16 protein-coding genes and 1 pseudogene are annotated in these 17,278 nt (G+C 47.9%); 9 read left to right on the forward strand and 8 right to left on the reverse strand.

Annotation, left to right across the window (positions count from 1 at the left end):
• Positions 1–185: 185 nt before the first annotated feature.
• Positions 186–1,233, reverse strand: a pseudogene (gene tnpB, locus AVZ68_RS08140) (IS200/IS605 family element RNA-guided endonuclease TnpB); the annotation flags it as partial.
• A 66-nt stretch (positions 1,234–1,299) separates the two neighbouring features.
• Positions 1,300–1,488, reverse strand: a complete 189-nt coding sequence (locus AVZ68_RS08145; protein WP_059104049.1) for a hypothetical protein — start codon at positions 1,486–1,488, stop codon at positions 1,300–1,302.
• Positions 1,489–1,695: 207 nt separating this feature from the next.
• On the opposite strand from AVZ68_RS08145, the gene AVZ68_RS08150 reads away from it, so the two are divergent.
• The 8 genes from AVZ68_RS08150 to tatC all read left to right on the forward strand — a co-directional run bounded on the left by AVZ68_RS08150 (position 1,696) and on the right by tatC (position 9,330).
• Positions 1,696–2,724 carry a nuclease-related domain-containing protein gene (locus AVZ68_RS08150; RefSeq protein WP_082676394.1) on the forward strand — a complete coding sequence of 343 codons (1,029 nt, stop codon included), beginning with the start codon at positions 1,696–1,698 and terminating at the stop codon, positions 2,722–2,724.
• Between the two features lie 314 nt (positions 2,725–3,038).
• The gene (locus AVZ68_RS08155; protein ID WP_059104051.1) at positions 3,039–3,377 is read left to right on the forward strand and encodes a YolD-like family protein; all 339 of its coding nucleotides are present in this window, start codon (positions 3,039–3,041) and stop codon (positions 3,375–3,377) included.
• Positions 3,378–3,465: 88 nt separating this feature from the next.
• Positions 3,466–4,545 (forward strand): hypothetical protein, encoded by a 1,080-nt coding sequence (locus AVZ68_RS08160; protein WP_059104052.1) that lies wholly within the window; start codon positions 3,466–3,468, stop codon positions 4,543–4,545.
• Positions 4,546–4,903: 358 nt separating this feature from the next.
• On the forward strand, positions 4,904–6,346 hold the full coding sequence (locus tag AVZ68_RS08165) for an alkaline phosphatase PhoX (protein WP_245628089.1): 1,443 nt from the start codon (positions 4,904–4,906) through the stop codon (positions 6,344–6,346).
• Between the two features lie 25 nt (positions 6,347–6,371).
• Positions 6,372–6,596 (forward strand): twin-arginine translocase TatA/TatE family subunit, encoded by a 225-nt coding sequence (locus AVZ68_RS08170; protein ID WP_059104054.1) that lies wholly within the window; start codon positions 6,372–6,374, stop codon positions 6,594–6,596.
• Between the two features lie 25 nt (positions 6,597–6,621).
• Complete coding sequence (locus tag AVZ68_RS08175) at positions 6,622–7,551, forward strand: endonuclease I family protein (RefSeq protein WP_059104055.1); 930 nt, start codon at positions 6,622–6,624, stop codon at positions 7,549–7,551.
• 128 nt (positions 7,552–7,679) lie between these two features.
• Positions 7,680–8,510: a glycerophosphodiester phosphodiesterase gene (locus tag AVZ68_RS08180; RefSeq protein WP_059104056.1), complete on the forward strand. Its 831-nt coding sequence runs from the start codon at positions 7,680–7,682 to the stop codon at positions 8,508–8,510.
• 70 nt (positions 8,511–8,580) lie between these two features.
• Positions 8,581–9,330 carry a twin-arginine translocase subunit TatC gene (gene tatC, locus AVZ68_RS08185; protein WP_059104057.1) on the forward strand — a complete coding sequence of 250 codons (750 nt, stop codon included), beginning with the start codon at positions 8,581–8,583 and terminating at the stop codon, positions 9,328–9,330.
• A gap of 54 nt (positions 9,331–9,384) precedes the next feature.
• On the opposite strand, the gene AVZ68_RS08190 is transcribed toward tatC, so the two are convergent.
• Both AVZ68_RS08190 and AVZ68_RS08195 read right to left on the reverse strand, forming a co-directional pair.
• Positions 9,385–10,980, reverse strand: coding sequence for an ABC transporter permease (locus AVZ68_RS08190; protein WP_059104058.1), 1,596 nt, complete (start codon positions 10,978–10,980; stop codon positions 9,385–9,387).
• Entirely contained in the window at positions 10,977–11,891 is a 915-nt protein-coding gene (locus AVZ68_RS08195) for an ABC transporter ATP-binding protein (RefSeq protein ID WP_059104059.1), read from the reverse strand. The genes AVZ68_RS08190 and AVZ68_RS08195 overlap by 4 nt, the downstream gene beginning before the upstream one ends.
• A gap of 154 nt (positions 11,892–12,045) precedes the next feature.
• Between AVZ68_RS08195 and AVZ68_RS08200 the strand changes: the two genes are divergently transcribed.
• On the forward strand, positions 12,046–12,654 hold the full coding sequence (locus AVZ68_RS08200) for a TetR/AcrR family transcriptional regulator (protein WP_059104060.1): 609 nt from the start codon (positions 12,046–12,048) through the stop codon (positions 12,652–12,654).
• Positions 12,655–13,034: 380 nt separating this feature from the next.
• On the opposite strand, the gene AVZ68_RS08205 is transcribed toward AVZ68_RS08200, so the two are convergent.
• From AVZ68_RS08205 to AVZ68_RS08215, 4 genes are all read right to left on the reverse strand, one after another.
• On the reverse strand, positions 13,035–13,979 hold the full coding sequence (locus AVZ68_RS08205) for a patatin-like phospholipase family protein (RefSeq protein WP_059104061.1): 945 nt from the start codon (positions 13,977–13,979) through the stop codon (positions 13,035–13,037).
• A gap of 147 nt (positions 13,980–14,126) precedes the next feature.
• Positions 14,127–15,110 (reverse strand): S8 family peptidase, encoded by a 984-nt coding sequence (locus tag AVZ68_RS08210; protein ID WP_059104062.1) that lies wholly within the window; start codon positions 15,108–15,110, stop codon positions 14,127–14,129.
• A gap of 435 nt (positions 15,111–15,545) precedes the next feature.
• Positions 15,546–15,695, reverse strand: a complete 150-nt coding sequence (locus AVZ68_RS20165) for a hypothetical protein (protein WP_157404608.1) — start codon at positions 15,693–15,695, stop codon at positions 15,546–15,548.
• 126 nt (positions 15,696–15,821) lie between these two features.
• Positions 15,822–16,931, reverse strand: a complete 1,110-nt coding sequence (locus AVZ68_RS08215) for a hypothetical protein (protein WP_059104063.1) — start codon at positions 16,929–16,931, stop codon at positions 15,822–15,824.
• Positions 16,932–17,278 lie beyond the last annotated feature (347 nt).

Here is a 17,278-nt window from a genome sequence, read left to right on the forward strand (position 1 = left end):
GTATCGCTTAACAGTATTAATTTAGAGCGAATTCATCCCCCACCTGAAGAAAGGGGCTTTCTTCGCTCTTCATTCTGTAAGTCTCGCCCTTTTTGAATTGAGATTGAACTACCCACCACTTAATGACCTAACGGCCTGTTTGAAGTGGGGGATTCCTACGAATACCAGCGTAACCGCCAGTTGGTTTAGTAGGCTAGCCCCGTAGTCCCTACGGTTAGAAGTCTTAAGGCTTCATTTTTCACGTTCATACTTGCGTTTAGATCCCGGTCGTGATGGCTGCCACAGAAGGACAGTCCCACTCACGTAAGGCGAGATTCTTCCCGTCTTGATGTCGGTACCCACAGCACGAGCACAACTGACTGGAAGGGAAGGTTTTCCCCACAGCGACCACCTGTTTTCCGTACCACGTGGCTTTGTATTCAAGCATCGTGCGGAACTTGGACCAACTGACTTCGCTAATGGACTTGGCCATTTTGCGATTCTTTAACAGATGGGATACGTGCAAGTCCTCAATCTCAATGACATCGTGGTTTTTGATGATCGTGGTCGAGAGTTTATGCAAGAAGTCCGTCCGTGCGTTGGCGATCGTTTCGTGAATACGAGCGACCTTCCGTTTTTGTTTTTGATAGTTCTTCGCTTCATACAAAGGCTTCCCATCTTTTCGTGCTCTTTCTTTACGTCTGGATAGGATACGTTGTGCATCCGCCAATTTTGTTTCAAGGGTCCACAGGAAACGTGGATTCTTGTACACGGTTCCGTCCGAGAGGATCGCAAAATCTTTTAATCCTACGTCAATGCCAACAGAAGAACGGGTCTAGGTTGATCGCAGACGTTCGTTTCAACCAAGATTGAAACAACGTATTATGTCCCTGTAGCGCTACGTCGAACGGTAGCGCTCAAGATACGGCCTTCTACCTCGCGACTTTTCGCAAAGCGGACCAATCCGAGTTTGGGCAACTTGAGTTTGTTGCCAACAATCGCAATATTACTGTTGGTATTCTTTGTGGTATACGATTGAACGTTGTTGTTTTTGGACTTGAATCGCGGCGCTTTTGTTTGCTTCTTGAAATAACGTGATTACGAATCAGCCGAATGTTTCAGCGATTGAAGGGCAATGCTGTCGACTTCCTTTAGCCAAGCCAATTCTTTTTTGAGTGGAGGCAGTTGCGAATAGCAGGCATTGTAGGTTAAGCCTTGGCCCGTTTCTTTGTAGGTCTTTTTCCAAAGAGAAAGGAGCTGCTCTCTTCATGAGAACAACTCCTCTTTGTCTAGCTATCGTTTTGGCCTTTCATTGCCATTTTATTCAAACCCATAATACACGAGCAGAGAGGTTTCCAGCTGATCCGCTTGATCCAAGCCTAGACTCTTCCGTTTGCTCATCACATACTCCTCGATGGCTTTCAAGTACACAGAAATCTCGTTTGTGGCTGCCTGGCGGATTCTTTCCGCACGTTTTTCGACCGCTTGCAGATCCAGATGAGAATGCATTACCGTAACCTCACCTCCCTTTTTAAAAATAACCGCAAGACTCGCGATCTGTATAGGCCCTTCCTATACAGTTCTACTATACCCACAAGCCCCCGCAAATCCTATATAAGTTTCCATTAATTTTAAGTAAAAATGTTTTATCCTTATGAGAAAGTGCAAACGTCAAGCCAAAGAGTAAAAGGAGAATGACGGGCGTAGGGAGAAGTAGTGGATCAATCCTATAGAGGAGGGAATAGACATGATTCATCTAAAAAAATACGATCCGTGCCCGTCCGCCTGAAGGCATTCCAAGCGCTTGAGCGAAGGCTGCCGGAGAAGCATCCAAAGCGTGAGCACATTGAAAGGGGTCGCAAAAACTTGCTGGCAGGCTTCGCTGGGGAGCGGTCGCTTGATTATTTTTTGTCTTGTTTGAGAGGCGAAACGCCGTACTGGATCTATCACGACCTCCGCTTGAAAGCCGACTCGCGCTACTTTTTTCAAATGGACACAGTTGTCCTGACGCCGCGCTTTATTCTCATTCTCGAAGTGAAAAATTATGCGGGTACTGTTCATTTTGATGAATTTGGACAAGTGACGCGCCTTCACAACGGCCACAAAACCAGTTTTGCCAATCCGATTGACCAGGTTCAGCGTCAGCAAATGCAGCTCGAGCATTTTCTTCACATGCACCACTTCCCGCCGGTCCCCGTCTTTGGTCTCGTCGTTTTTAGCTCGCCCTCCACCATGCTTAGTGCAGCTGGTGATACCGACAAAGCGTTGAATCAGCAAATTCTCAAGGCAGAGGCACTTCCCAAACGAATTAGTCAATTCAACGATCACTTCACCACGCCTTTTTTGACACCCACTCAAATGACGGACCTTTCCTCCTTGCTCTTGAACACTCATACCCCTTTGACAAAACAGCTTCTTTTCACTTACGGAATCCCGTCAAGCGATCTCCTAACAGGGATCCACTGTCCCAAATGTGAACGGCTAGCCATGGAGCGTTTGCATCGGTCCTCCTATTGGCGATGTCCTCACTGTCAGCACAAAGAAAAAGAGGCTTATGTCGATACGTTCCGCGATTACGCTCTGCTTATTAGCGATCGGATCACCAATCGTGAAGCGCGAACGTTCCTGCATATTCCATCCGAGCGGTATACGTTGCGCCTTTTACAAGCCATGCATCTTAAGCATACAGGCTCTACGCGTCTGCGCGTCTACCAGTTGACCCGATTATTAGAAGGTCGAAGGTGATGATGGAGAGCAAACCTGTTGGGGCCGGCTCTCCTCTGCCGGATCCGGATTTCTCCTCCTCTCGGCCGAATTATCGCTCGACTCGTCTGGATTTCTGCTCACCTCGTCTGGTTTATCGCTCGACTCGGCCGGATTTCTCCTCCTTTCGTCCGAATTAACACTCCTCTCGTCCGGATTATCGCTTGCCTCGTCCGGATTTCCACTCCTCTCGTCCGAACCGCTCTCCCCCTATTTGGCTCCTATTTCCAGTTGTAGAAAGAACATTCATTCGCCTATACTAGAAGGAACAAATGTTCTAAAAGGAGCTGCTCACATTGGGAAACCTGCTATCAGGAAATACGCGCTGGGAAGCAAGTCGGATGATGTTGCCGGAGCACAAAGAGGCCATCAGGCAATTTTATGCCGAGCAAGACAAAGTAGAAAAGCACGGGCCGTTGGATGAGCAGGAATGGCAATTAATCGGGGAAGTTGTCATGGATGCGCTCCATCATACGTTGAAGGTGCGGGTCACCTACTGGCGCGACGGCCATTACTACAACCTCGATGGATACATCCATCGGCTTGATGAGATCAACAAGAAGATGCAGATTGAGTACGGCGACGAGAGGGAATGGCTGCCTCTTGATGTGATTAGAGAGGTGGAGCGGTTTTAGAGGAATGAGAAAAGGCGCTGCTCCCTCTTTAAACCTTGTTTCTCAAAAGTAAACTTGTTACTCTTTGGAGAGAAAAAGGGGGAAAATCATGAAGAAATTGCTATTATCATCTGTCTTCGTATCTGCACTTGCTTTAACGGCCTGTGACCAAGGGGAAGCTACTGACGCGGAGGAGGAGCCACCTGCGGAAACTTCGACGGCAGAGAATGAGGAAGAAACGGACTCTGACAATGATGAAGACGAGGAAGATCATGAAGAGGATGACGACGAGGGAGCCGACGAATCCGAGGAGGAGGAAGCCTCTGACGAACCTGAGAAAGAAAGCGACGAGGGTGCTGATGGATCGGACGCCGAGGAGAAAAGTGAGGACGCGGTTGCCGCGCCAAGTGCGGAGGAAGAGAGCGAGGATTCCACCTCTGCTCCAGAAGCCGAGGAAGAGCGTGAGGACGCCGCCTCTGCTCCAGAAGCCGAACAAGAGAACGAGGACGCCACCTCTGCTCCAAAAGCCGAGGAAGAGAGCGAAGACGTTTCCGAAGCCGCAGGCAATGAAGCCGAAGAAGAGAACGCTCCTGTCGAATCCGAGGACAACGCAGGAAACGAGAGCGGCGAGACGGAGGCCGCGCCGCTCCCGACGGACGTGTATACCCACCCTCGGGGACAATTTGCTGTGGATGGGGCGGTTGGGGAAACCGTTGAAACCGACACTGGCTCATTCACGATTCATAAGGCGCTCAACCATATTGAACCGCTGCAAAATGGACCCGTTCGCATTACGTTTGAGAACATGAGCCTTATAAGCGGCAACGTTACGGACTCTTCTATAGCCGGAGTGGCAGGCGATGAGGTGGAATACGTACAGGTTGATGTTGTGGTTCAGAACACCAGTGCAGAGCCGATTCAATTTCATATCGATAATACCATGCTTGAAACCGGTGGCCAGGAATTGCATGTGCATGAGATGTTCAGTGGGGCTGGCAAGGGGTACGGCGACCTCAGTGATCAAGTGCCAAACAGAATAACGCTGATTTATATGCTCGATAGTATTGATCTCGGCGTCGGGGATATCTACTCCCTCTATGGTGTGACGGACGTGCCCACGAATCAAACTACAGGCGAAGCCGTCGGCGAACCACTGAAATTTGATGTTTCTTTTTCAGGAGCCTCTTAGGGGCAAGCGGGCTCTCCATTCAGTCACCAAGGATGACTGAATGGAGAGCTTGATTCGTTTTCCTCGCCGCAATTCCACCCAAGGTTGTATCCATGTGATGGTGAGTGTCTTTCCATTCCTCTTGGTTTCGCGCAGCCCTTACCCCTTCATGACTTCAGCGAATCGGCATTTGTACACGCAATTATCATCCTCTTATACCCTTGCCACCCCTCTCCCCCAACACAAAAATCTTAACATTTACAAAATAAACACACATACTTACCTTTCGTTAACAAGCCTTTAACATTCGTTTGTTATCTTTAAAGCAGACATTCCTACTAGTAGTGGTTTGTTCAAAAAACGAGCGCGGAGGTAGATGATGAAGCGAAATGAGGGCCTTAACAGACGGGACTTCTTGAAGGTCGGCGGAATGAGTACCTTAGCAGTGACACTTGGAGCTACTGGAGTACTCTCACTTGGCAGTGCAACAAAAGGGTTCGCTCAATCACAGGGCAACCCCACGAGCGGATTTGGCGGATACGGTCCATTGGTGAAGGACCCGGACGGCATTCTTGATCTCCCGCGAGGATTTCACTACCGAATCATCTCAAGAACAGGCGAGAAAATGCCTAATGGCGACTTAGTTCCTGGAATGCTCGATGGCATGGCGGCGTTTCAAGGGTCCAAAAACACAACCATTCTCGTCCGGAATCATGAACTTGGTACAAATGCACAGTATCCTGTAAATGGAAAAAAACCTTGGAGCAAAGGAGCAGCCGGCGGGACTACGACACTGGTTGTTGGACCTAATCGTAAAGTAACGGACGAATATGTTTCCAATTCCGGCAACATTCGTAATTGCGCTGGCGGCCCTTCGACCTGGGGGACTTGGTTAACGTGTGAAGAGACTCGTGAACTCGGTCATGGGTTTGTTTTTGAAGTGAATCCACTGGAGCCTGAGAATGAGATGTCCAAGACCCCCATTCGGGACATGGGTTACTTTTCTCATGAAGCCTGTGCCGTTGATCCAGCAACGGGCATTTGGTATTTAACGGAGGATGATAGTCCAAGCTTCCTCTACCGTTTCACCCCACATGATCGTCGTCAAAAGCTTGGAGCTTTGCAGAAAGGCGGACTTCTTGAAGCCGCATCGATTGACGAATCGCCTACGGCTTCTACTAGTCAGTTTCATAACGGCCAAACATTCGGCCTTGTTTGGAAAGAAGTGAACCCAGAACGAGCGAAAGGGGATGCGAGGGATCGTGGCTGTATTCAGTTTAGCCGCTTGGAGGGTGCTTGGTTCTCTGCCGGGGCCTTTTGGTTTGATGATACCAGCGCCGGGGACGGTCGACTTGGGCGAATCTATCGTTACATTCCTTCTACGAATACGTTGGAGCTTTTTTATGAGTCGGCCGATTCGAATGACCTGGAGATGCCTGATAATATTACCATCACGCCGTGGGGAGACCTTTGGATTGCTGAAGATGGACCTGGCACGGATCGAATCGTTGGACTGACACCAGAGGCAAATACGTATACCTTTGCGGAAAATCAGCTAAATGGTTCGGAGTTTGCAGGGCCTACGTTCTCTCCCGATGGCAAAACGCTTTTCGTTAATATTCAGCAACCAGGAATCACTTTTGCGATATGGGGACCATTTGCTCGCCGCAATGCCGCAAGACAGCGGGCCATGAGCCATGCCGCGCCTCCTTCGCATCTTGCTCCTGTCGTTACGGATAAGCTTGCCGCTTTTGCCGAGCGCGAAGGAATGTCTGTTTTGGAAGCAGTGGCCTTAGAACGACACGGCATGCCTATTCTTTAATTAAAAAGCGATGGAGGGATAACTTATGCCACAAAATATTGGGATTCCAGGTCTCATTCTTGTCTTAGTGATTGCTTTGATCATTTTCGGACCTTCCAAACTTCCTGAGATCGGACGAGCTTTTGGCTCGACGTTAAAAGAATTCAAGAAAGCAACCACGGATTTAGTCAACGGCGACACCCAATCAGCGAATGGTGAAGGAAAGAAACTCCAAGACGTTGAAGAGAATGAAAGGAAGACGGGCAGTTAATTTCAACCACAGGAGGAATGATTATATGTCTTCAACAGCCTTACGTCAGGAAATTCTTTTAACAGTAACGGAGGATCGTCAGCGTCTTGACGCTATTTTGTTTCAGCTTGCAGAAGTGAAAGCACAACTGCTTCAAGACGAAAAAGTCTATTACGATGAAGAAAAAGACCAGCAAACCATCAAAGAATACTACAACGCTATTGACGTCGAATCCACTCAGGATGAGCTCTTTCCATCCTTACAGCGTCTACTTAAGGAGACCCACACCACTCAAGTACGATACGACCCGGCAGAATATGTTTACCCCTGGGTCGATTTACAGCCGGACGGGACACTGACCAGCATTTACTCTGGCCGGAATCGGCAGCCCGAAGAAGTGCTCTCAAAGGATTATGAGACCTCTATGAAGAGGCAAATAGAACTGGAGAAGATCCCAGATACAGACACGGATCTGTTAAAAAGAAAGATGGCCCAAATTGAGAGTGATTTCAAATATAACTGCGAGCACGTCGTCCCTCAGTCCTGGTTCAATGAACAAGAACCGATGCGAGGCGATCTGCATCACTTGTTCACCTGTGAACCGGTATGTAATTCCATAAGAAGCAATTATCCTTACCACGACTTTGAAGAGTACCACCCTGAAAACAGTAGAGCTAATAAGATCACCGAGGGGTGCGGGAAAGCCGAAAATCGCCTATTTGAACCTGAATACGCGAAAGGAAACGTTGCAAGGGCTATGCTGTATTTTTTACTGCGATACCCTGACCAATTAGAGCCATCCTATAACGAAGACATTGATAGACAAGTATTGCTGGATTGGCACCGTCAATTTCCGGTTTCCCTTTACGAAAAACACCGCAATCAAGCCATTTATGAAATTCAAGGAAATCGCAACCCCTTCATTGACTTTCCAAAGGAAACGAAGGATGGCATGATATCGACAAGACAAGGTTAGACGCCTAGTTGGCACAGCGAACAATGTCGCAGGGCTGCAAGGAAAGACTGCCGAGCCGGGGATTGATGCTTGTTGCCCTGCACAACAAAAGTGCCAAACTAAGCTTCAAAATGAGGAGGAGACCACTAATGAATTTGAAAAGGCTTGTTGTGAGTGTATTCGTCTTGTCCCTAGTCATGGTTATTTCCCCAATGTTGCACCCTCACGCTGAAGCTTCAATGCAGGACTATAAGAAAACAACAAATATTGCCCACAGAGGTGCGTCTGGCCATGCCCCGGAGAACACCATTGCAGCCTTTGACAAAGCAGTTGACATGAACGCTGACTATTTCGAGGTGGATGTTCAGATGACAAAGGACGGCCAGCTCGTGTTAATTCATGACACGACCGTTGACCGGACGACCGATCGCACGGGCAGTGTCAGCGACTTCACGCTGGAGGAAATCCGTCAACTGGATGCCGGCAGCTGGTTTGGAGAGGCCTTTGCTGGGGAGAAGATTCCAACATTGGAGGAAACGTTGGATCGCTACCGCGGAAAAATAGGCGTCTTAATCGAGTTAAAGAACCCAGAGCTGTACCCCGGAATTGAAGAAAAAGTAGCCAAGGCGCTGATCGAGCGCAACATGCACAGACCCAACAACGGCAAGATGATCGTACAATCGTTTAACCATGACTCGATGAAAATGTTCCACCATATTTTGCCCGAATTCCCCCTAGGCGTTCTCGTTAACAGCGGTCCGATTACAGCGGAGCAGCTTGACAACTTTTCTGCTTATGCCGAGTATGTGAACCCCAACAAAGCCCTGATGGATCGTGAGACAGTCGACCGTATTCATGAGTATGATATGAAAACATGGCCGTACACGGTCCGCGACCAAGCGTCTGCCGATTACTTAGTAGGTATCGGCGTCGATGGAATAAGTAATGATTTCCCGGAGCTGTTCACTTCCCCTGAATAATGCATACGTCAAGAGAAGGAAGAGGGCTACATAGCCCTGTTTCTTCTATCAAGACAAAGGAGAATCACAAATGGACATGCAGGAATTGCCGCTTATTGAGCACCTTGGTGAATTAAGAAAGAGACTCATCCTCACACTTTCTTCTTTTATTCTTCTCTTTGTGATTGCCTTTCTTTTCGTAGAAGAGATTTACGGGTGGCTCGTCCGCGACCTTCACCATAATTTAGCTTTACTCGGACCAAGCGATGTGCTGTGGGTGTATTTTATGATTGCTGGAGTGCTAGCCATTGCTGGAACCATTCCAGTTGCCGCGCACCAGACGTGGCTGTTCATGCGCCCCGGCTTAACAAAGAGAGAGCAGAGAGTAACGGTTGCCTTTATCCCGGGCCTCTTTTTCCTATTTATTGTGGGCCTTTCGTTTGGCTATTTTGTCGTCTATCCAACCGTCCTTTCCTTCTTATCCGCTCTTTCTGCCGAAAACTTTGAGATGATGTTTACTGCCGAAAAGTATTTTAAATTCATGCTTGACCTAACCGTGCCATTTGGATTCATATTCGAGATCCCACTCGTCGTCATGTTCCTGACCTCTTTAGGTGTTATAAACCCTGCGCTGCTCTCGAAGGCGCGTAAGATCTCTTATTTCGTGCTAGTACTGGTCGCTGTCTTCATCACTCCGCCTGATTTGGTCTCAGACATCCTTGTAACCATCCCTCTCCTTATTCTTTACGAGGCGAGCGTGACATTATCGAGAATCGTTTATCGAAAACGATTAAAGCTTGAAACAAAAAGAGAGGAAGGTGCCTGGGAACAAGCTTCGTAGTGTGATCGACTCCTGTCACACTGCCATTCTGGTTTCTCATTGCCTAAAATTCAATCACCCTGCCACATCCCGCTTGTTATAGCCAATCACCCCAGCCACAATGAGCGCTACCGCGACAACCGTTACAAGCGCAACGGCTGCCACATTCAAATCCTCAACCGGCAGCTGTGGAATATGGCCAAACGGAGAAAGCTTTTCCATCCATTCTGGAATCTGCAAGATGTCTCCTACATAGACGACTAAAAACGAATAGCCGAGGTAGAGCCATATGAAGCTCGAAAGCTGTGGGCGCCATCCGACTAAAAGTGCGGCTACTGCCACCATCAGCCAGATTGCGGGGACATACACCGCGGCTGCCTTTGCCATCGTTGAGAAAGAGATGGCTTCATCCATGACTGTCAGAGCCGCTGACCAAAGGCCACTAACGGCAAGACTGAGCATGATCACGCTCGTCACCAGCGCAAGACCCACATAGGTTCCGATCATCTTTGTCCGTGACACCGCCTGAGCCAGCAAATGTTCGTTCCTGCTCTTGTTCTCCTCCGCCTTCAGCTTTGCGATCATCATGATTGCCGGAATGGCACAGACCATGGCGATGACCGACATCACCATTGCTAAAAACTGTTCCGTTAACGTGTACCCTTCCGTAGGCGGCAAAAGCGCTGCCACCGTTTCGTTGCTGGAGAAAAAGCTTTCTAAGTCCCCAAACACAGAGCCATAGGACACGCCGAGGACAAACAAGCCCACCGCCCAGGCGATGAGCGCAGTGCGTTGAAGACGGACGGCGAGTCCAAGCGGGCCGGACAAAAAGAAGGAAGCTTCATGCCTGCCTCGCTTTGAAGGGAACAGCCCGGCCCCTTCATCCCGAATTGCGTGTAAGGAAAAGGCAATGACGATGATACACAGTGCCGCCCCAATCGTTAAGACAACCGGCCACCAGAGATTCGTGACGTACGCTTCCGTTCGTACGATCCACCCGAGCGGCGACAGCATTGACAAGGTTTCATTGGAGAGGTCGCCAACGGCACGGAGCAAATAGGCGACGCCAAGCACCGCAAAGGAAAAACCGGTGGCCCCCCTCGCACTTTCGCTAAGCTGGGCAAAGAAAACCGTGACCGCCGCGAAGAAAAATCCTGTTGCACCAATAGCCGTTCCGTATAAGAACGATCCAGCTGCATCGATGCTTTCGATCTGTAACGCCCACAGTCCTGCACCCATCAAGCCAGCGAGGAGCCCATTTGCTGCAAATAAGACGGCGACGACTGCCCCCGTGCCAGCCAGACGGCCAACAGGACGCGAACGAAGGAGTTCCGTTCGTCCTTCCTCTTCATCTCCCCGGGTATGCCGTGTCACAATGAGGATATTCATGATTGCAGCGGCTATGACCGTAAAAAGCAGCATCTGATGGGCGAGCATCGGGCCTTCGGTGTAATGATCAAGACCATAGCTAGGTCCAACCATGGCTACCATTGCCGGATTTTGCATCGTTTCCGCGACGCCCTGCCTTTCTTCGTCGGACGCATAGAGACCGGAAAAGGAAGAAGCGGTCAGGACGGTGACCAGTGTTAGGACGATCATCCAGAGCGGGAGGCGAACTCGGTCGCGCCGGAGAATGAATGGCATAAGAGTGCCGATTTGATGGAACATCATGATTCACCTCCCGCCCCTTGCGCTGCCCCGCCTTCCTCTTCATAATGGCGCATAAATAAGTCCTCTAATGTCGGCGGTGCACTTTCCAGCTTCACAATGCCATACGGGCTGATATACTGAACGACCGCACCCAACGCCTTGGTGTCTACTTGGAGTGAGAGTGTATGATGGTCGAGTTGAATGTCATGGACGCCTTCAAGGTTATCTAGCGACGGGAGCGGGTTCTTGGTTTCAACAAGCAAGTGCGTTCGTGTTAAATGACGTAGCTCTTCTAATGTGCCCGATTCAACGATCGCCCCCTTACGTATAATGCCGACTTTATCACAGAGACGTTCCACTTCAGATAAAATATGACTAGAGAGAATGACACTCTTCCCTGCTTCTTTCTCCTCGAACACACAATCCTGAAAGACGCGCTCCATCAACGGGTCAAGGCCCGACGTCGGTTCATCTAAAATATAGACGTCTGCATTCGAGGCAAACGCGGCAATTAACGCCACCTTCTGCCGATTGCCCTTTGAATACGTTCGGCATTTTTTGGTCGGATCTAATTGAAAACGGTGAATCAACTCTTCAACGCGCGACTTGTTCGCTCCGCCGCTCAATTTCAGTAAAAAATCAATCACTTCGCCTCCGCTCAAATTCGGCCAAAGGTTCACATCCCCTGGCACATAGGCAAGGCGCTTGTGAATCTCAACCGTGTCCTTCCATACATCCTTTCCAAAGATCGTCGCTTGCCCTGATGATGCTTTTAACATCCCAAGCAGAATTCGAATGGTGGTGGATTTGCCGGCTCCATTTGGACCGATGAAGCCATAGATTTCTCCTTGGTTCACCTCTATGTCAACACCCTCTAAGGCTTGGAATGAACCGAAGTTCTTTGTAACCTTCCGTGTTTCTACGACAGCCATGTGCACTCTCCTCGTCTCAGAAATCTATTTTTGAATTTTTTTGCTCTATATAGTTCATAATATACAATATATGCCCCCTTGACAAGAAGATATGAACGCTTTTATTTGTTTTTCTTCATTATTTTAATTACACTCAAAGAGAGGTGAAAATGCAATGGATGGGTTTGAACGACGCAGAGAACAGAAGAAACAACAAATCTTAGAGGCCGCCCTCACCCTTTTCCTGGATTACGGCATTCAAAAGGTTGCGATGACGGAAATTGCCAAGAAAGCGATGGTCTCTCAAGTCACGATTTATAACTATTTTGATAACAAGCATAATTTGGTTCATGAAGTCTTCGTCTACTATGTCAACAAAGCAGCCAAAGACTTCGAAGACATCGTGTATAGCGACCTTCCCTTCCCAGAAAAAATCAAACAAGTCATTTTTAATAAAAGAGAGGCGTCACAGCAGATCAACGAAGAGTTCTATCGATACTTAATGAAGGAATATACGACCGGAAGCGGTTACATACAGACGGTCTACGAGGAAAAAGCCGTCCCTTATCTGATTGATTTGCTAGAGGAAGGCAGAGCACAGGGGCATGTGGATAAATCACTATCGAACGAAGCCATTTTTTTCTATCTTTCCATGGCTTCAGACTATGTCCAACGTGAAGATGTCTACGAAAAGATCCTACCCTTAACCGAGGAGATTACGAAGTTATTCTTTTACGGAATTGCTGGGGAAAGGAACGAAGGCCCAGAGGGGAGAGAAATGTGAAGGCGGAGAGAGAAGCCACTGGGCTCTTAATGTTCGTTCCGAAGTCTCGGCGCTTTGGTTCAGACATGCTCCGCTTTTTTCTGCCTTTAGACATGGAAGTTGTCAATTTCCCTAAAAAGAATACAAGCTCCCCCTCTCCTTAAAACAACCCTAGCTCTTTCGCTTTAGCCAGCTTTGCTTCTCATGGTTTCTCATTTCATCGGTGTATGCCCGACTCAAGAACGTCCCACTCTAAACCACACTCCCGACTATTTCCCGGAGAATTGTTTTGTTGTTCAATCGGTGGTGCTGTCATTTGCTACAAACTTCCGACACTGTTCCCTTGTTTCAAGGCAGGAAAGAGCGGACGCTCGCCCAAGAGGCGAAGGGCCCTCCCCCTTTCACCGCACGCGCACCTTCATCCCCGGCTTCTTTGCTCTTCTCATTCGCTTGGCCTTATGCTGTTCAAAATCCCAGCTTGCTAGAAAGGCTTTCGCCGAAGAATACCCTGACTGATAGAGACAACCCATTTCCTCATCGCTCAGGTCAAAATCGGTGGCACTGATGTCACCGGTCGGAATTTGAACCGTCCTCTCTTTCGTTTCTTCACTGATGTGGCGCAAATCATGGGCTTGGAGCATCGTTCTAAACATATTCGTGAAAAGGTGGACCGGTGTTGGGATCACAGCTCCTGTATCGATTTCCTCTTTGACGAACCGGAACCCGAATGTTGGAAAACGCGGTTCCCCGTCTGTATCATAGATCCAGATGGGGAAATTGCTAAGCAAGCCTCCATCTAAAATATAAGATTTGCTGCCATCATCGGCTTTCCAAATCACCGGACGGAAGAAAAATGGCATCGCTGTACTCATCTTGACAGCGGTTGATATCTTCACATCTCTAGGAGTCATGCCATAACGGTCCAAATCATCGGGCAAAACCAGCAGTTGCCCATTTGAAATGTCCGAGGCGATAATCTTTAGCTTTCCCTCTGGAAGATCAGCAAAGGTCTGGATGCCCTTTTCAGCAAGAACACCATCGATCCACTCTGCCAGGTAATCGTTTTTGTAAAAACCAAGATGAATGAAAAGTTCGACTACACTTCCGACCACAGGAATGCGATGGAGGAGGGTCCTCCCTCGAAGTTTGGAAAAATCCAATTCTCTTAAAAGATCCCGGACTTCATGGCTGTTATACCCGCCCGCCAAAAGAGCGGCGATCACCGCCCCCGCTGACGTTCCCGCCAGTCTTTGCCACTCTACACCGGCCTCTTCCATCGCTTGAATCGCTCCGGCAAAAGCAATGCCGCGGACCCCGCCACCTTCAAACACAGCATCTGCCTTCATCGTTTCACCTCTTGTCTGCATTTATGTTACTATCCTAACGATACTTCTATTATAAGGAGGGAGACTCGGCCTGAGAACGGCCTTTCCTTTAGTAAACACACACAAAAGCCAGGAAGGGTCTCCTGGCTTCGTATTCTTGATCTCCTCTTATCTGTTCACGGCCTCTTCCCCTCGTCTCGTTGTCGGGAACCGTCCCGTAATCCTTTCTACGAGCCCAAGCGTTAAAAAGCCATTTCCTTCGGCTTGCTTGGAATACCCGATCGGAGTCGTTCGCCGAATGAGCTGAGCATAGATTTCCGCTTCAGACAGGTGACGGTTAAATTCGCCCTCCGTCAAGTTGATCAAGAGTGCAACGGCCCCCGAAACGTGAGGGGTAGACATCGAGGTGCCGGTTAACCTTGCATAGCCCCCGTCCAAATACGTCGATAGAACATTGACACCGGGAGCGACGAGGTCGATTTCATCGTTCGTGTTCGTAAATTCGGTGATCTCTCGTTCAACATTCACCGCGCCGACTGCGATCACCTCGTTATACGCCCCTGGATACGCGAACTCGTCCGTGTCGTCCCGGCCATCGCCTTCATTGCCCGCGGCGCATACAACGGAAACATCCTGATCCACCGCATACTGGATGACTTCATGGAGCTCCTCTATATCCTGAGGCCCTCCTAGCGACATCGTGATCACTCGGACGCGCTCATCGTTGGGTCCCCTCCAGTCGACCGCATAGCGAATCGACTCAATGATCCACTCCATCTGGCCGCTGCCGTCTTCGCTTAGTACTTTCAAAATAAGGAGGTCTGCTTCAGGGGCAGCCCCTATCACTCCATTCCCTGTTTCAGAGGCAGCGACTGTACCCGCCACATGAGTCCCGTGCCCGTTATTGTCCGAGAAGTTCGTTTCATCTCCATCATAATCGGACGTAAAATTTCTTCCGTCAATAATCCGTTCCTTAAGGTCCGGATGATCCATTTGACAGCCAGTATCAATCACCGCCACCACCTGGCCTGCCCCTCTCTCCGCAGACTCCCAGATGGCAGGGGCTTCTACCATCTCAATTCCTACTGGCACCTCGGATGACGTTGTGAACACTTCTTCCCTTTTAAAAGGGATCAAACGAACGTTCTTCATAATTAGCCTCCTTTTAGAATGGACGTACTTCCCTTTTACCTTTATTCCGAAAACTCAAACCTAAACAATCGCATAGGTTCTGATTTGAATCAAAGGTACCGTTTGCCCATAGATCATTGCTACCGATTCGCACACCCTCACTCACATAAATGGAATTTATTAGGTTATTTTCTAAGACACTTCCTGATCAAAAACAAAGCGAGAACCTGCTTCAACAGAAAAAGGTTTAAGCCATCACTTGTTCGTACAGAATAGGTGGTACGTAACCGAAAAAGAAAGTAGGGGCACCATGCTAGGTAAATTTAAGTCGCCACACTCAATAAAGAAGGCAGAAGATCAATTAAACAACCAACAGAAAAAATTCGAGAAGAAGGTAAAGGCATACAAGCAGAAATACACGAAAAAAACTGGCCGCTAACGACCAGTTTCAATTACTTACATCGGTTTTTTCTGTTTTACAATTTCTTCGTAGCGCTTTTCAAGTTCCTGCTGCTTCTTTCGATTATACTCTAATTGCTTTGTGGCATATTCCGAAAGCTTACGATTTTTACAAGAAGTGACGTCAGGTTTCATAGTCTCCGGCATACATGATCCTTTCTACCTTAATGGGAATAGCTTGTCCCACTAAAGTGAAACTTCCTAATGGTATCTTACCTTTCCCTCCAAGGGGTCAGATGAAACGAGCATAAGCCGATGGATGCTTCTACTATATCAGGTATCTTTGAAGAGGAGCAACTCATTTAGGATAGCATCCACCTCACATGTTAACATCATGAAGTCACCAATGGCATCTAATTTCATTGTCGTGTACTCGGAATTGTCAAGCAAGTACTTTGTGTTTTCATCAATATGCAATTGGCAAATCCAGCAACTTCCATCTTGAATAAAAAATCGGAACGCAAGAATATTCTCATTGTCGTTTTTCATTCTAAAATGGATGGATTGAAATTCTTCATCTACGCCTTGAAAAGAGCTTGTCGCTAACCGTTTTTCAAAATAGGGTTCAGGCCAACCACGGCAACTCACCAACTCGAAACATTCGTCCCGCTTCCTATAAACAGAATACGCCACTTTTAAATCCAAGTTTCGAATGTCAAAAGCGTTGATGGTAATCGACCACATATTCTCCTTGTAGCTATCTAGAACGCTTAGAATATACCTGATGCTCTCACTGTAAGCCGTATTGTTATGAATCAGTTCTTGGTATTCCTCGTACAATCCCTCTAAATCCTCTACACGTTCTTCGTACCAGTCTAGCAGTCTTTCTTTTTCCTCCAACCTCTTGATGTGCAACTCCATTTCTGCATCCTTACGATTCACCTCACTAATAGCAGAGGTGGCTTGGTTCAGCTTTTCTCGAATTTGACTGTGGATGGTGGACGGATAGTTTTTCTCTAGAGCAAGTTTTCTCAGGACATTGTACTCATGCGGGCGTTTCTTTCTGTAGATGTACAGGTTGAATCCCCCTTCATTACTGGGGTCACTCATCAATTCTTCCGCCAACTTCTTCCCATAAAGCATCACAGTACCCCCAATAAATAGGCCCCCAATTGCAAAGGTATACCATGATAACTGCCCCAGCACACGCCATTCCTCCGTCAGCCAAATCCCTAAAGCAGAACCCACTGGAATAGCCGTGATACCTAGTTGAACAAATCCATTCAGAGCCTCCCACTTCCTAAAGAGCGCATCACTTATTTTTTTTACTACTTCCCAAAAACCTGGTTTCCGATTGACATCATGGTTTTGAATGACGTTAACGAGCCCTTCCAGTTCATGCTCATAAACGCGCAAATATCGATCAATTTCATCCGAAGGCATTAGGATTCTCCTTATCTTGCGACGTTCCCCCCATGAAATTGCTGAAAAAATTACACTAAAATTAGATGTGTTAACCACAATCAGACTACACACGGGTCAAAACGTGTGTAGCGGTTGCCTAACAATCCATAAATTGACGTATCCCCGACTCTTTCACCCATACACTTCTATTTTCATGGTAAAACTCCCTTCTTTTTTTAGCGAATTCTTTAACATCTTGCAATATACATCGCCACGCTCCGAGACTCGCGTTTCTATGAACGTTCATGTTCTATCAACACATTGTATGTATAATGTATGTATGTTTTGTATGTATTTTTTATACACATATTTTATACATACAAAGT

The sequence above is a fragment of the Shouchella shacheensis genome, assembly GCF_001484965.1.
Lineage (GTDB): Bacteria > Bacillota > Bacilli > Bacillales > Bacillaceae_D > Shouchella > Shouchella shacheensis.